Origin of the sequence: Halorarum salinum (genome assembly GCF_013402875.1) — an archaeon.
Classification (GTDB): domain Archaea; phylum Halobacteriota; class Halobacteria; order Halobacteriales; family Haloferacaceae; genus Halorarum; species Halorarum salinum.
The window spans coordinates 2,696,077-2,710,991 of the sequence record NZ_CP058579.1; the positions used below are offsets into that span (position 1 = coordinate 2,696,077).

Genomic DNA, 14,915 nt, shown 5'->3' on the forward strand with positions numbered 1-14,915 from the left:
CGTCCGGGAGGGGCGGGCTTTTTGTGTTCACCGACCGGAGCGCGGACATGGAGTATCCGGAGGTACGCGAGGTCGATCCCGCCGTCGCAGACGCGCTCGTCGGCGAGGTCGACCGCCAGCGGGAGACGCTGTCGATGATCGCATCCGAGAACCACGTCTCGAAGGCGGTGCTCGAGGCGCAGGGGAGCGCCCTGACGAACAAGTACGCGGAGGGGTACCCCGGCGCCCGGTACTACGCAGGCTGTGAGTTCGCCGACGACGTGGAGGAACTCGCCGTGGAGCGCGCGAAGGAGCTCTGGGGCGCCGAGCACGTCAACGTCCAGCCCCACTCCGGGACGCAGGCCAACATGGCGGTGTACCTCGCCATGCTGGACCCCGGCGACCGGATCCTCTCGCTGGAACTGAACCACGGGGGCCACCTCAGCCACGGCCACCCCGCGAACTTCACCGGACAGCTCTACGACGTCGAGCAGTACCGCGTCGACGAGGAGACCGGCTACATCGACTACGACGCGCTCGCCGAGCAGGCGGAGGCGTTCGAACCCGACGTGATCGTCTCGGGCTACTCCGCGTACCCGCGCGAGGTCGAGTGGGAGCGGATCCAGGACGTCGCCGACTCGGTCGGCGCCTACCACCTCGCGGACATCGCCCACATCACGGGCCTCGTCGCCGCGGGCGTCCACGACTCGCCGGTCGGCGTCGCGGACTTCGTCACCGGGTCGACCCACAAGACCATCCGCGCGGGACGGGGCGGCATCGTGATGACGGGCGAGGAGCACGCCGACGACGTCGACGCGGCCGTGTTCCCCGGCGGGCAGGGCGGCCCGCTGATGCACAACATCGCCGGGAAGGCGGTCGGGTTCGGCGAGGCGCTCGAACCGGAGTTCGAGGCGTACGCCGAGCAGGTCGTCGCCAACGCGGAGGCGCTCGCCGAGTCATTCGCGGACGACGGCCTCGAGGTCGTCTCGGGCGGCACCGACACACACCTCGTGCTCGTGGACCTCCGGGAGTCGCACCCCGACGTCTCGGGCGGCGACGCCGAGGACGCGCTCGCGGACGCGAACGTCGTCCTCAACGCGAACACGGTGCCCGGCGAGACGCGCTCGCCGTTCGACCCCTCGGGAATCCGCGCCGGCACGCCCGGACTCACGACCCGCGGCTTCGAGGAGGACGACCTGCGCGAGGTCGGGGACCTCATCCACCGCGTCGTGGACGCGGACGGCGACGAGGCGGTCGTGGCCGACGTGCGCGACCGCGTCGCCGAACTGACCGACGCCCACCCGCTGTACGAGTAGTCCCGGCCGCCGCTCGCGGCTATTATGTGCATATCCTTGCATATATACGGAGAATAGGTCCGGACAGTATGCACGTTCCAGAGGATACTTACGGCTCGCGCCCGGTGGATGGGACATGACGGAGGTCATCGACGGGAACGCGGTCGCGGCCGGGATCCGGGAGGGCGTGGCCGACTGCGTCGACGCGTTGACGGGCGCGGACGTGAAGCCGGGGCTCGCGACGGTGCTGATGAGCGCGGACCCCGCCTCGGAGACGTACGTCTCGATGAAACAGCGGGACTGCGAGGAGGTGGGGATCGAGGGCATCCACGTCGAGGTCGACCCCGACGCCCCCGCCGAGGAGCTGTACGCGACCGTCGACGAACTCAACGACGACCCGTCCGTCCACGGCGTCCTCGTCCAGTTGCCCCTCCCGGAACACGTCGACAAGCGGGAGGTCGTCCGCCGGATCGACCCCGCGAAGGACGTGGACGCGTTCCACCCCGAGAACGTCGGCCGCCTCGTCGCCGGGGACCCCCGATTCAAGCCCTGCACCCCCCACGGCGTACAGCGACTCCTCGAGGCGACGGGCGTCGACCCCGAGGGGAAGGAGGCGGTCGTCGTCGGCCGCTCCGACATCGTCGGCAAGCCGATGGCGAACCTGCTGTTCGGACGGGACGAGGGCGGCAACGCGACGACGACGGTCTGTCACTCCCGGACCGACGACCTCGCCGAGCACACCCGTCGGGCCGACGTCGTCGTCGCCGCGGCCGGCGTGCCGGAGTTCATCACGGGCGACATGCTCTCGGAGGGCGCGGTCGTCGTTGACGTGGGGGTCAACCGCGTCGAGCGCGACGGCGACTCGACGCTCGTCGGCGACGTGGAGTTCGAGTCGGCCGAGCGGAAGGCGAGCGCCATCACGCCCGTCCCCGGCGGCGTCGGACCGATGACCCGCGCGATGCTGCTGTACAACACCGTGAAGGCGGCCGCCCTCGACGCCGACGTCGACGTGCCGCTCCCGTAGGGCCGACGGGTCCGACCGGCGTGGCTCCCCTCGTCGGGCCGTCCGACCCGTCGGTCCCGACCGCTACTCGAACCGTTCCAGCCGGTCGCGTGCGTCCGCCAGCGCGTCGGCCTCTCCCGTGATGAGGTACCGGCCGACATCGCGGGCGGCGGCCACGAGAGCGTCCGACTCGTCCGGGCTCACGTCGCCGCCCAGCGCCTCGACCCGCTTCGCGCGCTCGCGGAGCGACCCGAGCGTCGTCCGCGCGTCGGGGTCGGGGTGGTCCTCGAGGTGCGCGGAGACGTCCCGCCTGTACTCCAGCACCGCCGAGGCGGCCGCGAGTCCGCGCGCCTCGCGCATTCCCGCCGGCACGTCGACGGCGGCCGGGCGCTCGCCGGTGTCGGCCGCGCGCAGCAGCGCCGTCACGTACCACTCCTCGTCGTCGGTCGGGTCCCGAAGCCGCCCGTACACGTCGGCGGCCTGCAGCAGCTCCCGCGCCGCGAGGTAGGCGTCGTCGAGGGGTTTCAGCTCCCCGCCGCGGATGAACCCGCGCTTGCGGAGGTACGACCGACAGGTCCGTTTCACCTCGTCGGTCAGCCCCTCCAGCGGCTCCTCGTCCAGTCGCGCGAGCACGGGGTCGAGGTCGAGTTCCGCGGGCGCGTCGGTGTGCCGCCGGCGCTCGCCCGTGCCGACGCTCCGCATGCTGCCGCACTCGGGGCAGGTGACGCTCCCGGTCTCGAAGTAGGACCACCTGGTCCCGCAGTCCCTGCACTCGCGCTCGCCGCGGACCTCCATGGGCGAGGGTAGTCCCGCCCGCGTGAAAAGTCACGCGTCCCGCCGGGCGCGAAGGTTCATTGCCCCTTCGATTCGAGGTGTGGCCATGACGCCGACGGAGTTCTACCACGTGGCGATGAAGGTCGAGGACGTCGACGAGACGGTCGAGTTCTACCGGCAGCAGTTCGACGCCGAGGTGATCGACCGGAACCGTCCCGAGGAGGGGGCGGACGGTTCCGGCGGGGGCACGGGCGCCCCCGGCGGGAGCGACGACGCGACCGCGGTCGAGTACGCCGCGATGGAGGTCGCCGACAAGCGACTGTACGCGTTCGACAGGGCGCCCTACGAGGCGACGGGGCTGGTCGAGGACCTCCCGACCGGCCTCCTCCACTTCGGGTTCGTCGTCGACGACGCTGACGCCGCCCACAGGGCGATGGCGGCGACGGGGGTCGAGTTCGTGATGGAGCCGACCGACTTCGGCGACCTCCGCATCGCGTTCCTCGCGGACCCGTCGGGGGCGTGGGTCGAACTCGTCGAGCACCGGTCGTGACCGTCGAACGTCGGCGAATATGCCGTGCGACCGGTCGTTTTATGCTCGGGGCGCGACCTCCTCCGAGTACAATGCAGACGGACCCCACACCGTCGGCGGAGGATAGAGGAAGCCGTTCCCACGCGGCTGGTCGAGAAATCGGCCCCGACTGGTTCTGAGACGCACGACGCTCCCGATGCCGACGTCTCCGCCGCCGCGGACGGCGAGGTGACGCTCACGCTCGACGGCGCGGAGCGACGGCTCTCGCGCGAGGCGGCCCGCACGCTCCGCGACGAACTCGCCGAGGCGCTCACGCGGCGCAGGGAGTTCCTGTACACGGCGGGCGAACACCGGGAGGACGGGAGCTACGTCGTCGAACGGCGGGGAGCGGACTCCGCCGGCCACAGCAAGGTGTTCGAGCGGTTCACCGCGCTCGAACGGCTGTACAGCCGATTGCCGCGCGAGTTCACGGCCGAGGACGTCGGGCGGAGCGGGCTGACCGGCGGTCGGCGACACATACTCGTCAGGCACCTCGCCGAACACCCGGCGTTCGACTGCGAACTGGTCTCCCGACAGCCGCTCACGGCCCGCAAGAGGGGGGCCTGACGGGCTCGCGGGCGGCGGATCGGACGCAGCGGACCCTACCCGCGCTCCTCGAGGAGTTTACGGATGATCTCGTTGGTCGAGAGCATCTCGCCGTCGTAGCGCGGCTCCCGGCCGGTGGCGCGGACGACGTCCGCGACGAGTCCCCGTTCGCCGAGGGCGGCGCGGATCCCCTCCTCGTCGTGGTGCTGGTCGAAGCCGAGCACGATCACGTCGGGGTCGATCTCGCGGACGGGGACGAAGTAGTCCTCAGGGTCGCCGAGGTGTGCCTCGTCGACGACCGAGAGCGCCGCGACGACGTCCCGCCGCTGGCGGTCCGGACAGACGGGCGCCGGCTTGTGCGTGACGTTCGCGCTCCGGGAGACGATGACGTGGAGTTCGTCGCCGTGCCCGGCGGCTTCCTCGAGGTAGTGGAGGTGTCCGGGGTGGAGCAGGTCGAACGTCCCCTGGGCGAGCGCGCGGGTCGGCTCCCCGGTCATTCGTACAGCTCCGCGTCGATGTCGGACTGATCGAAGTCGAAGAACTCCTCGTCCGAGGGCAACGCGACGTCGAGCACGTCGAGTTCGCGTGGCTCCCCCTCGGAGTCGAACGCCCGCCAGCAGTCGCGGTCGTACGGCGCGCCCATGATGACGTGGACGTCGCCGGAGTGGAACGTCGAGAGGTCCTGGTTCGATGGCCGCAACACGCCGTTCGGGTGCGAGTGGATGGAGCCGACGGCGTTCGAACCGTTCGGGACGAGGTTCTCGCGGACCGTCGCGCTCTCCGGCGAGGAGGTCGTGCCGGGGATGACGAGCACGTCCGTGATGACCGTTCCCTCCCGCGCGAGGTTCAGTTCGGCGGCGTCGGTTCCCCGGAGGAACCCCATGTACTCGTTCGGATGGGTCTCGCCGGCCGCCTCCAGCGCGAACTCGAGCGTCTCGGCGGCGATGCCGAGCACCTCGCCCGACCGGAACAGTCGCATGTCGAAGCGTCGGAGCGGTCGCCTTCTAAGGGTGTCGATGGGGGTGGGGACGTCGCGGGCGGTCGGATCCGTCCCCGGACTCCATATTACAAGCCTTATACACGGCCTCGCCGTACGCCCCCCATGAACGATTCACCCGCCGGGGGTTCCGGCGATGACCGGGACGATTCGAGTCCCGTCGTCCACGACCTCTCGTCCGGCTGTACGCTCTCGGACGTCGAGGTCGGCGAACGCTACCACGCGACCGTGAACGGGGTCGTCGACTACGGCGTCTTCGTCGACGTCTCCGAGGCGCTCTCGGGGCTGGTCCACGAGTCGAACATGAACGGCGAATCCTTCTCGGTCGGCGACGAACTGATCGTCGTCCTCGAGGAGGTGAAGGAGAACGGCGACGTCTCCTTCGCGCTGGCCGACCCCGACGACTACGAGACGGTGGCCGTCGACCACGAGCCCGAGATCACCGCGGTCGCCGCCCTGCAGGTGGGTCGCGACGTGACCGTCGAGGGCGAGGTCGTCCAGATCAAACAGACCGGCGGCCCGACGATCTTCCACGTCGGCGACCGGACCGGCATCGTCGCCGCCGCCGCGTTCGAGGAGGCCGGCGTCCGCGCGCACCCCGGGATCGGGATCGGCGACCTCGTCCGCGTCTCGGGCGGCGTCGAGGAGCACGAGGGGTCGCTCCAGCTCGAGGCCGAGCGTCTCGCACCCCTCGAGGGCGAGGCGGCCGACGCGGCCCGCGAGCGGCTGGACGAGGCGTTCGCGGAGCGGGCCGAGCCGGCGTCGGTCGAACCGCTCGTCGAGTGGGACGCCTTCGAGAAGCTCCGCGGCGACCTCGAGGAGGTCGCGCGACTCCTCCGGCGGACCGTCCTCGAGGGGCGGCCGATCCGGATCCGCCACCACGCCGACGGCGACGGGATGTGTGCCGCGATCCCCGTCCAGGTCGCGCTCGAGAACTTCATCCGCTCGGTGCACGCGGACTCGGACGCGGCGCTCCACCACCTGAAGCGCCTGCCGAGCAAGGCGCCGTTCTACGAGATGGAGGACGTCACGCGCGACCTGAACTTCGCGCTCGAGGGTCGCTCGCGCCACGGGCAGAAGCTCCCGTTCCTGCTCATGCTCGACAACGGGTCGACCGAGGAGGACGTCCCCGCCTACAAGAACCTGGCCCACTACGACATGCCCATCGCGGTCGTCGACCACCACCACCCGGACCCGGAGGCGGTCGAGGACCTGCTCGACGCCCACGTGAACCCGTACCTCCACGACGAGGACTACCGCATCACGACCGGGATGATGTGCGTCGAACTCGCCCGGATGATCGACCCGGACGTGACGGACGACCTCCGTCACGTGCCCGCCGTCGCCGGGCTCTCGGACCGCTCCAAGGCCGAGGTCATGACGGATTACGTCGATCTCGCCGAGTCCGTCGGCTACGACCGCGAGGAGCTGGAGGACGTGGGCGAGGCGCTCGACTACGCCGCCCACTGGCTCCGCTACAGCGAGGGGAAGACCCTGGTGAACGACGTGCTGAACGTCGGCTGCGAGGACGAGCGGCGACACGAGGAGCTGGTCGCGTTCCTCGCCGACCGGGCCGCCCGCGACGTGGACCGACAGCTCGAGGCCGTCGAACCCCACGTCGAACACGAGACGCTCGACTCCGGCGCCCACCTCTACCGGGTCGACCTCGAACGGTTCGCCCACCGCTTCACCTACCCCGCGCCGGGCAAGACGACGGGTGAACTCCACGACCGGAAGGTCCGCGAACACGGCGAGCCGGTCATCACCATCGGCTACGGCCCCGACTTCGCGGTCCTTCGCTCGGACGGCGTCCGACTCGACATCCCGCAGATGGTCACGGAACTGAACGAGGAGGTCGTCGGCGGGGGCGTCTCCGGCGGCGGTCACCTCGTCGTCGGCTCCATCAAGTTCGTGAAGGGGCGCCGCGGGGACGTCCTCGACTCGCTCGTCGGGAAGATGGGCGAGGCCGACATCGACGAGGAGCTCTCGACGACGGTCACCATCGGCGAGTAGCGCCCGTTCCGGGCGCTCGCCGGCCGCCCCTCACGCGAACTCGATCCGCCGGCGGGCGTACAGCACCGTTCCGGCGGCCGCTCCGACGCCCGCGAGCAACAACCCCCGCGGCGGTCCGCCCGTCCCCGCCCGCCAGTCCGCTTCGAACACCCGCCGATAGTACGCTGCGGGTTCCGGGCCGTGCAACACGACCGCCACCTCCCTGTTCTCCCGCGCGCTCGTCGGGTTCCAGTTCAGCGAGCCGACGACGACCGCGTCGTCGGCGACGACGCCCTTCGCGTGGACCTTCCCGTAGCGGCCGGCGGGGTCGGCGAGTCGGACCTCGAGGGGAACCGCCGTCCGGTCCGCCCAGTCGTTGAGCCGCTCCGCCAGCGCGGCGTTCCCCTCGTTGACGTACCACGCCCCCGAGAGGAGCAGTCGGACCTCGACGCCGCGCTCCGCGGCCCGGCGCGTCGCCGCGAGCATCGGTCCGTCCTCGACGGTCGGCTGGACGACGTCGACCCGGTCGTCGGCGGCGTCGATCACCTCGACGACTCCCCCCTCGGCGTTCCCGGGCGCGGTCAGCACCGTCACGTTCCGAGCGTCGACCCGCTCCGGGTCGAACTCCGCCGGATACGACCCGTCCTCCGCCTCGGCGGGCGTGAAGCTCTCGCCGTCGCTGTACTCCCGCCAGGGGCGTGCGTCGCGCCAGCCGGCGTCGTGGTCGAACACGGACGCGAGCTCGTCGGCTGCCGGCCGCGAGTCGAGTCGCACGCCCCACCCGCGGCTGTCGGCGCCGCCGGTCCCGGCCGGCTTCCAGTTCTCGGTCGTCACGAGAGCCGCGTCGTCCACGACCGCGTACTTGGGGTGGTGATAGCGAAACCGCGCGTGCTCGCCGCCGAGGACGCGGACGTCGACGCCCGAGCGGACGAGCCGGTCGAACAGCTCCGCCTGTCGTGTCGTGATGCCGCCGACCGGGGCGTCGTCGACGAGCACCCGGACGCGAACGCCCCGTTCCGCGGCCGCGACCAGCGCCGACGTGGCTCGCTCGGAGCCGAACGTGTACCCCGCGAGCAGGAGCCGTCGCTCGGCGCCCCGGATCGTCTCGACGGGCAGTTCCGGCGCGTCAGGGAGGACGAACGCCGTCGCTTCCGCCGCCCCGACGGCCTTTGCCTCCCGCGGTTCGTAGCCGAGCGGTCGCCAGTTCGGGTCCGCGCTTCGGAGCCAACGCTCCCCCTCGGGGGCGGTTTCGTACTCCACCGAGTCCACCGCGGGCCCGCTCACGTTCCCCCGGACGAGCACGAGCCGTTCCCCGGCGTTCGACAGTTCGAGCCTCGACTCCCGAACCCTGCCGTCCGTCCCGTTCGGGAGCGCGTCCGGTTCGCCGGTGACGACGACGCGCCCGCCGTCGCCCCCGAACGTGACCGACGACTCCCCGTCGGAGAGCGTCCAGTTCCCCGGCGGGACGTGGACCTGGACGTACTCGCCGCGGTCGCCGGGAGTCGGGGGGTTCGGGTACACGGAGACGATACGCGGCCCCGTTGCCGGGTCGCCGTCGTGGGGGGTTTCCCCGGAGACGACGGCGGTAGCGGCGGCCCCCGGCGGCGCCGTCGCTGCGAGCAGCAGGGCGAGTAGCACCGCGAGGCTCCGGCGACGCACGCGGGGTCTGGTCCCGTCCCCCTACAAGAAGCTTCGGAGCGCTTTTGGGCCGAGACGCCCCGGGCGGCGTATGGTCACGTTCGCCGAAGGACTACGACTCGCCGGCGCGGCGCTCGGCGCCGTCGGGGGCGTGCTCGTGTTCGTCGAGTTCATGCAGCACCCCTCGTACGTGGAGTATCGCGCGGAGTTCGACAGCTACGACATCGACATCACGCCGGACGAACTGCGCGAACACACGAGGATCGGGCGCGTCGGGGGCCTGCTCGTCGGTGCGGGGTTCACGCTCCTGTTCCTCGGGGAACTGCTGTAGAACGGTCGGGCCGCCTTCGGGGTGAAGGATCGCTTTCGAAGCCAACGGACCGGATGGTCGACTTACGCCGTCGTTCGTGCCGCCTCTCCCCCCTCGCTCCCCGTGGAGTCGAGGGCGTCGCGGGCCTTCTCGGCCTCGGTCTGGACGATGAACGAGCGGTCGCCGCCGTGTTCGGCGGCGGCCTCCAGTGCGGCCTCGGTGCCGATCTGGCGGAGCGCCCACAGCGCGGCGGCGCGGACGGCGTCGCTGTCGTCGTCGGCCGCGACGTCGGCGAGCGGTTCGATCGCGCGCGTGTCGCCGAGGAGACCGAGCGCACGGGCCGCGTATGGGCGCACCTCGTCGTTCTCCGCGACCAGTTTGTTCGCCAGCGGCTGGACGGCGTCCTCGTGGCCGATCTCGCCGAGCGCCTTGAACGTCACCTTCTGGAGGGCCGGATTCGAGTCGGAGTCGACGTACTCGACGAGCGTCTCGACGGCGTCCTCGGCCGCCATCTTCCCGAGCGCGCGGATCGCCGGCTGGTCGCGCTTGCCGGCGCGCTGGTGCATCGCCTCGAACGCGTCCCCGTCGTTCATGCGGGTGATCGCCTCCAGCGCGTGTCGCTCCATGAAGTCGGACTGGAGCGAGTCGAGCGCGAGCAGCACCATCTCCACGTTCCCGCGCTTCTCCCACTCCTTCAGGGCCGCCCACTCGGGCGGGAAGTCCTTGTAGTGGCCCAGCACGTCGTAGAACCCCTGCGCTCGGAGCTGCTCGTGGGTCTCCAGGTCGCCCCACTCCTCCACGTCCTCGAGGTCGCTCTCGAGCGCGTCGGTCGCCTCCAGCAGCGCCGCGATGGTCCCGGCGTCGTCGTCGGCGTCGAGGTCCGCCCCCTCCACGGTCTCTGCTGCCCCTTCGAGGTCGTCGGCGAGCGCGTCCGGTTCGGCCGCGTCGGTCGAGAGGTCGCTCCCCAGCGTCTCGTTCACGTCCGCCAGGAACGAGGACACGACGCCGGGGAGGTCGGACTCGCCCCCCTCGGTCCAGCGGGTGTCCCGGACCGTCGTCGCGGCCTCCTCCACGTCGGCGACCACGTCAGACGCGTACGGGCCGCGCTGGTCCTCGAGGTCGCTCCGCACGTCCGAGAGGCGGGACTCGAGTTCCTCCCGGGGGTCCTCCGCGTCCTCGTCGTCCTCGTCCGGTTCGGGGAGGTCGGCGGCCTCGAGGTCGGCCTCGATCCCGTCGAGGGTCGCCTCCACCCCGTCGAGGTCCGCTTCGGTATCCGCGGCGTCGAGCGATTCGGCGGCCTCCTCGAGGCGCGCGTCGAGGTCCTCGGCCGAGACGTCGGGGACCGGCGCGTCCTCGCCCGCCTCGTCCGACTGTTCCTCGGCGGGTTCGTCGTCACTCATACTCGTGCGTCCGCGTGACGGCTACAAGGGCGTTTCCCTTCCGAACAGCGACGGGGGCGTCCGGGACTCCGCAGTCGGTCCGTGAGCGCGGTGCCCGACGCTCACGCCGATCCGAAGGTCCGTCGACTGCCCGCGAGGGGGACGCCCTCGACGACGACCCGCGCACCCCCGGCGTCGGACGACTCGAACCGCACGCCCCACCCGTGCGCCTCGGCGACGTCACGGACGATCGCCAGTCCGAGGCCGGTCCCGCCGGTTTCGCCGGACGTCCCGTACTCGAAGGCGTCCTCGCGGATCCCCTCGGGGATTCCGGGCCCGTCGTCCTCGACGTAGAAGCCGGCCGAATCGTCGCCGGCTTCGAACCCGCCGACGCGAACGGAGACGCCCTCTCCGCCGTGTTCGACCGCGTTCCGCAGGAGGTTCTCGAGCGCCCGGAGCGTCAGGGCCCGGTCCACGAGGACGACGACGTCGACGTCGGCCTCGAACGGCGCGTCCGACTCGACGTTCGCCCACGCCTCGCGTGCGAGCGACCGGAGTTCGACGGGTACGGGGTCCGGGTCGTCCCCGGAACGCGCGAGCGCGAGCGTGTCGTCCACGATCGTCTCGATGCGATCGTGTGCGCGTTCGACCCGTGACAGTGCCTCGTCGTCGACGTCCCCGTCGGCGATGACGTCCGTCCACCCGCGTGCGACCGCGAGCGGGTTCCGGATGTCGTGGCCGAGGACCGACGCGAAGCGGTCGAGGCGCTCATTCTGTCGCTCGAGTTCCCGGGTCCGTTCGGCCAGCCGTTTCCGGCTGCGCTCCTCGTCGGTCACGTCGTGGAAGATGACGACCCGGTCGCCCCCGCCGGTCGAGAGCGGCGAGATGTGGACGTCGAAGTGGCGTCTCCTCCCGTCACGTTCGACGCCGATCCTGCCGCCCCCGTCAACGACGTCCCCGAACCGCTCGACGCTCTCCTCGGCGAACACCTCCCCGATCGGCCGTCCCACGATCGAGTCCGGTTCGATGAGCCGCCGACCGGACGGGTTCACGTCCACCACCCGGTCGCGCTCGTTCAGGACCACGACCCCCTCGCGCATCTCCTCGACGACGCGGTTGCGCGCGACCGGAACCACGTCGAGGAAGCCGTACCTGAACAGGCCGACCCACAGGAGCACACAGGCGGCCGTGAACGACGCCGGCGTGGCGTCGACCGGAAGCGCGACGACGCCGGTCACGTACAGGACGTTCGTCGCCCACGGGAGCGCTACGGCGCCGAGCACCGCGGCCGACTGGGGTCGGCGGACGTCCTCCCCCCGGAGGCTCCAGCGGACGAAGACGCCGGCTCCGACGACGAGGAGCGCGTACGAGTACAGCGTGTGGACCCAGAACCACGGTCCCGACGACGCCGAGAGCGTCGTCATCCCCGACAGTTCCGAGAGTCCGTGGACCTCCCAGAGCATGCCGTGGTGGCCGTTTGTGAGGCTGACGAGCAGGGTCAGTGCTGGGACGACACAGAGCAGGCCCACCCGCCGTCGGGTGACCAGGTCGGAGCGGCCGACGTACCTGAGCGCGAGGACCACCCAGGCGACGGGGACGACGCTGATGGCGAGGTACGTGAGTCGGTGGGCCAGCATCGCCCGGGGGAGGGTGGAACTGAGGTAGCCGAGGAGGTCCGCGAGCACCCACACCGAGACGGCAGTCGTGAGCACCACGTACGCGCCGCCGCCCGTCCGGTTCCGATATCGCCACGAACCGACGGCGGTCGCGACGCTCGTCGTCGCCGCGAGGCCGAGCAGCGGGAGGTACGACCCGCTCGCGAACGGTTCGGGGAAACTCATCCCGGTTCCCCTCCTACGGATCGGACGTGTCCGTTCGATCCTCCAACACGTGGTACGGTAATCGATCGAAGTTCAGGCGACCGCCACTTAACGGTGCGCCCCGGATTCGCAGTTCCGAGAACGCCCGCACGTTCCGGAACGATCCGGAAATTTGGGTGATTTAGGAATTATACTTTCCGAAATGGAAAGAGGAGTTCGCGGCAGCATAGATTTAAGGGGATTCGGACCGAAGGTGGAACCGCTATGAGCACCCAGAAGAACGTCCGCGCAAGCGCCGGCTCCGTCGAGGGAAGCGAGGCGCTCCGGATGGACGCGGACAGGGCCGAACAGATCGTCGACGCGCTCAACACGGACGTCGCGGCGACGTACGTCCTCTACCACCAGCTGAAGAAGCACCACTGGAACGTCGAAGGCGCGGAGTTCCGCGACCTCCACCTGTTCCTCGACGAGGCGGCCGAACACGCCGAACTGTTCGCCGACGAGCTCGCCGAGCGGGTGCAGGCGCTCGGCGGCGTCCCCCACGCGAACATGGCGACCCTGTCGGAGGAGTCCCCCGTCGAGGCCGAGGACGAGGACGTCTACGACATCCGCACGTCGCTCTCGAACGACATGGAGATGTACGGCGACATCATCGAGACGCTCCGCGAACACGTCGAACTCGCCGAGAACCTCGGCGACCACGCCACCTCGGAACTGCTCCGCGAGAACCTAGTGCAGGTCGAGGAGGACGCCCACCACGTCGAGCACTACCTCGAGGACGACACGCTCGTCTTCCCGGACGCGATGGAGTGAGATCGGGCCGGCGGGTCCCGGCCGGGGCACGCCGTCCGACAATCCGATCTCTCCCACGACCAAACTTTCCCGATTTTCCGTCCAGACCGCTCCGGACGACGCCGTCCTCGCCATAGTCCCCGAGCGGACGGGCTCTCGTTCGCGAGAGGCTCGGGGTCGACCGGTGATCGATTCGGGGCGAAGCCCCCACGGTGAACGCGTGGAGAACCGTGGGGGCCCGTCGGGTCTGTATCGTCGGTGCTAACAGGAACGACGGAACGCCCGTAGAAACGGGTGGCCGTTCGCGGCGGGGCGGGAGCGAGATTCGACGCCGCCTCGCCCGGTTATCGCTCGAGGTCGACGGTTACGTCGGTGGAGATCCAGCCGTCGACGTTGCCGGCCTCCGTGAACACGGTCCTGTCCGGGGAACTCCCGAGCGCCGCGACGGAGACTCGCGAGGCGGTTTCCTCGACGTCCTGCGCGTCGGTGACTGCCATCACGTGGATTAGGTCGACCTAATCGTATATAGGTTTTGGTCCGCCGAAACGGCGGCCGCCGTCCCCGGACGAGCGAACCGCGCGCCGATGCGGACGTCGTCCGGGGTTCGGGCAAACGCGTCGCCGGACAACGGCCCTAAACGACGCCCCCACCTACGCCGGGCATGGTCGAGACGCTGTTCTCCCCGCTCCCGCTCCGCGGGACGGAGCTCCCCAACCGCGTGATGGTGTCGCCCATGTGTCAGTACTCCTCGCCCGACGGGCTGGCGACCGACTGGCACCTCGTCCACCTCGGCTCCCGTGCGGTGGGCGGCGCGGGGCTGGTGATGGCCGAGGCGACCGCCGTAACCCCCGGGGGACGCATCACGCCCCACGATCTGGGCATCTGGTCCGACGAGCACGCGGACGCGCTCGCCCCCGTCGCGGACTTCGTGCGCTCGCAGGGCTCGGTTCCCGCGATCCAACTCGCCCACGCCGGCCGGAAGGCCTCCACCCGGCGGCCGTGGGACGGCGGCGACCCGATCCCGCCAGGGGAGGGCGGCTGGGAGGTGCTCGCCCCGAGCGCGAAGCCGTACCCGCGCGACGGGGACGAGCAGCCGACCCGGAAGCTCGACCGGGGAGCGATCGAGGATCTGGTCGCGGAGTTCGCCGACGCGGCCGAGCGCGCCCGCGACGCGGGCTTCGAGGTGGCGGAGGTCCACGCCGCCCACGGCTACCTCCTCCACGAGTTCCTCTCGCCGGTCGCGAACGACCGGACCGACGAGTACGGCGGCTCCTTCGGGAACCGGACGCGGCTCCTGCGGGAGGTCACGGGCGCCGTTCGGTCGGTCTGGCCCGACGACAAGCCCGTATTCGTGCGGATCTCCGCCACGGACTGGATCGACGAGGAGCCGTCGTGGGACGTCGAGCAGTCCGCCCGGCTCGCCCCGCTCCTCGCCGAGGCCGGGGCGGACCTGATCGACGTGAGCTCCGGCGGCGTCTCGCCGGCACAGCGGGTCCCCTACGCCGGGCCGAACTACCAGCTCCCGTACGCCGAGACGATCCGCGAGCACGCCCGCGAGATGGGGTCCGACGTCGCCGTCGGCACCGTCGGAGGCGTCACCGACCCGCAGCAGGCCCAGGCCGTCGTGGCGAACGACCGGGCCGACGCCGTCCTGATGGCTCGGGAGTTCCTCCGCTCGCCGTACTGGCCGCTCCACGCGGCGGAGGAACTGGGCGAGACCGACCGCGTCGAGTGGCCGGTGCAGTACCGCCGCGCCGTCTCGAACTGAGAACCGGGCCCCGAGTTCCCGCGCCGGCCGCCGCGTTCGCGGGGTAGGTTTTTC

The 14,915-nt window shown here is 70.9% G+C and carries 15 protein-coding genes; 8 read left to right on the forward strand and 7 right to left on the reverse strand.

The genetic code is table 11. The features are described 5' to 3' along the window. Positions 1 to 47: 47 nt before the first annotated feature. On the forward strand, positions 48 to 1,295 hold the full coding sequence (gene glyA / locus HUG12_RS13355) for a serine hydroxymethyltransferase (RefSeq protein ID WP_179269243.1): 1,248 nt from the start codon (positions 48 to 50) through the stop codon (positions 1,293 to 1,295). A gap of 115 nt (positions 1,296 to 1,410) precedes the next feature. Continuing rightward, positions 1,411 to 2,298 (forward strand): tetrahydrofolate dehydrogenase/cyclohydrolase catalytic domain-containing protein, encoded by an 888-nt coding sequence (locus HUG12_RS13360; RefSeq protein WP_179269244.1) that lies wholly within the window; start codon positions 1,411 to 1,413, stop codon positions 2,296 to 2,298. A 63-nt stretch (positions 2,299 to 2,361) separates the two neighbouring features. On the opposite strand, the gene HUG12_RS13365 is transcribed toward HUG12_RS13360, so the two are convergent. Beyond that, positions 2,362 to 3,072, reverse strand: a complete 711-nt coding sequence (locus tag HUG12_RS13365) for a DUF7117 family protein (protein ID WP_179269245.1) — start codon at positions 3,070 to 3,072, stop codon at positions 2,362 to 2,364. Positions 3,073 to 3,157: 85 nt separating this feature from the next. Between HUG12_RS13365 and HUG12_RS13370 the strand changes: the two genes are divergently transcribed. Then, positions 3,158 to 3,601 carry a VOC family protein gene (locus HUG12_RS13370; protein WP_179269246.1) on the forward strand — a complete coding sequence of 148 codons (444 nt, stop codon included), beginning with the start codon at positions 3,158 to 3,160 and terminating at the stop codon, positions 3,599 to 3,601. A gap of 207 nt (positions 3,602 to 3,808) precedes the next feature. Beyond that, positions 3,809 to 4,186: a DUF7528 family protein gene (locus tag HUG12_RS13375; protein WP_179269247.1), complete on the forward strand. Its 378-nt coding sequence runs from the start codon at positions 3,809 to 3,811 to the stop codon at positions 4,184 to 4,186. A gap of 35 nt (positions 4,187 to 4,221) precedes the next feature. Here HUG12_RS13375 and HUG12_RS13380 read toward each other — a convergent pair whose 3' ends face one another. Both HUG12_RS13380 and HUG12_RS13385 read right to left on the reverse strand, forming a co-directional pair. Further along, positions 4,222 to 4,662, reverse strand: a complete 441-nt coding sequence (locus HUG12_RS13380; RefSeq protein WP_179269248.1) for an adenylyltransferase/cytidyltransferase family protein — start codon at positions 4,660 to 4,662, stop codon at positions 4,222 to 4,224. Continuing rightward, complete coding sequence (locus tag HUG12_RS13385; protein WP_179269249.1) at positions 4,659 to 5,144, reverse strand: Mov34/MPN/PAD-1 family protein; 486 nt, start codon at positions 5,142 to 5,144, stop codon at positions 4,659 to 4,661. Before HUG12_RS13385 ends, HUG12_RS13380 begins: the two co-directional genes overlap by 4 nt. A 123-nt stretch (positions 5,145 to 5,267) precedes the next feature. Between HUG12_RS13385 and HUG12_RS13390 the strand changes: the two genes are divergently transcribed. Continuing rightward, entirely contained in the window at positions 5,268 to 7,175 is a 1,908-nt protein-coding gene (locus HUG12_RS13390; protein ID WP_179269250.1) for a DHH family phosphoesterase, read from the forward strand. Between the two features lie 30 nt (positions 7,176 to 7,205). On the opposite strand, the gene HUG12_RS13395 is transcribed toward HUG12_RS13390, so the two are convergent. After that, complete coding sequence (locus tag HUG12_RS13395; RefSeq protein WP_179269251.1) at positions 7,206 to 8,813, reverse strand: phospholipase D-like domain-containing protein; 1,608 nt, start codon at positions 8,811 to 8,813, stop codon at positions 7,206 to 7,208. Positions 8,814 to 8,883: 70 nt separating this feature from the next. Between HUG12_RS13395 and HUG12_RS13400 the strand changes: the two genes are divergently transcribed. Next, positions 8,884 to 9,123, forward strand: coding sequence for a hypothetical protein (locus tag HUG12_RS13400; RefSeq protein ID WP_179269252.1), 240 nt, complete (start codon positions 8,884 to 8,886; stop codon positions 9,121 to 9,123). Between the two features lie 62 nt (positions 9,124 to 9,185). Here the strand turns inward: HUG12_RS13400 and HUG12_RS13405 are convergent, their stop codons facing one another. Then, positions 9,186 to 10,502 carry a HEAT repeat domain-containing protein gene (locus HUG12_RS13405; RefSeq protein WP_179269253.1) on the reverse strand — a complete coding sequence of 439 codons (1,317 nt, stop codon included), beginning with the start codon at positions 10,500 to 10,502 and terminating at the stop codon, positions 9,186 to 9,188. Between the two features lie 101 nt (positions 10,503 to 10,603). Continuing rightward, positions 10,604 to 12,322: a histidine kinase N-terminal 7TM domain-containing protein gene (locus tag HUG12_RS13410; protein WP_179269254.1), complete on the reverse strand. Its 1,719-nt coding sequence runs from the start codon at positions 12,320 to 12,322 to the stop codon at positions 10,604 to 10,606. A 243-nt stretch (positions 12,323 to 12,565) separates the two neighbouring features. Between HUG12_RS13410 and dpsA the strand changes: the two genes are divergently transcribed. Next, the gene (gene dpsA / locus HUG12_RS13415; RefSeq protein WP_179269255.1) at positions 12,566 to 13,114 is read left to right on the forward strand and encodes a DNA starvation/stationary phase protection protein DpsA; all 549 of its coding nucleotides are present in this window, start codon (positions 12,566 to 12,568) and stop codon (positions 13,112 to 13,114) included. Positions 13,115 to 13,437: 323 nt separating this feature from the next. On the opposite strand, the gene HUG12_RS13420 is transcribed toward dpsA, so the two are convergent. After that, a complete protein-coding gene (locus tag HUG12_RS13420) occupies positions 13,438 to 13,590 on the reverse strand; it encodes a hypothetical protein (RefSeq protein ID WP_179269256.1) in 153 nt (50 codons plus the stop codon). 164 nt (positions 13,591 to 13,754) lie between these two features. On the opposite strand from HUG12_RS13420, the gene HUG12_RS13425 reads away from it, so the two are divergent. After that, on the forward strand, positions 13,755 to 14,861 hold the full coding sequence (locus tag HUG12_RS13425; protein WP_179269257.1) for an NADH:flavin oxidoreductase/NADH oxidase: 1,107 nt from the start codon (positions 13,755 to 13,757) through the stop codon (positions 14,859 to 14,861). Positions 14,862 to 14,915: the final 54 nt, after the last annotated feature.

Bases quoted from the DNA above. Each gene is read 5' to 3' on its own strand.
- HUG12_RS13425 (WP_179269257.1), top strand. From the start codon at position 13,755: ATGGTCGAGACGCTGTTCTCCCCGCTCCCGCTCCGCGGGACGGAGCTC.
- HUG12_RS13365 (WP_179269245.1), bottom strand. From the start codon at position 3,072: ATGGAGGTCCGCGGCGAGCGCGAGTGCAGGGACTGCGGGACCAGGTGG.
- HUG12_RS13400 (WP_179269252.1), top strand. From the start codon at position 8,884: ATGGTCACGTTCGCCGAAGGACTACGACTCGCCGGCGCGGCGCTCGGC.
- HUG12_RS13410 (WP_179269254.1), bottom strand. From the start codon at position 12,322: ATGAGTTTCCCCGAACCGTTCGCGAGCGGGTCGTACCTCCCGCTGCTC.
- HUG12_RS13360 (WP_179269244.1), top strand. From the start codon at position 1,411: ATGACGGAGGTCATCGACGGGAACGCGGTCGCGGCCGGGATCCGGGAG.
- HUG12_RS13380 (WP_179269248.1), bottom strand. From the start codon at position 4,662: ATGACCGGGGAGCCGACCCGCGCGCTCGCCCAGGGGACGTTCGACCTG.
- dpsA (WP_179269255.1), top strand. From the start codon at position 12,566: ATGAGCACCCAGAAGAACGTCCGCGCAAGCGCCGGCTCCGTCGAGGGA.
- HUG12_RS13405 (WP_179269253.1), bottom strand. From the start codon at position 10,502: ATGAGTGACGACGAACCCGCCGAGGAACAGTCGGACGAGGCGGGCGAG.
- HUG12_RS13420 (WP_179269256.1), bottom strand. From the start codon at position 13,590: ATGGCAGTCACCGACGCGCAGGACGTCGAGGAAACCGCCTCGCGAGTC.
- HUG12_RS13390 (WP_179269250.1), top strand. From the start codon at position 5,268: ATGAACGATTCACCCGCCGGGGGTTCCGGCGATGACCGGGACGATTCG.
- glyA (WP_179269243.1), top strand. From the start codon at position 48: ATGGAGTATCCGGAGGTACGCGAGGTCGATCCCGCCGTCGCAGACGCG.
- HUG12_RS13385 (WP_179269249.1), bottom strand. From the start codon at position 5,144: ATGCGACTGTTCCGGTCGGGCGAGGTGCTCGGCATCGCCGCCGAGACG.
- HUG12_RS13370 (WP_179269246.1), top strand. From the start codon at position 3,158: ATGACGCCGACGGAGTTCTACCACGTGGCGATGAAGGTCGAGGACGTC.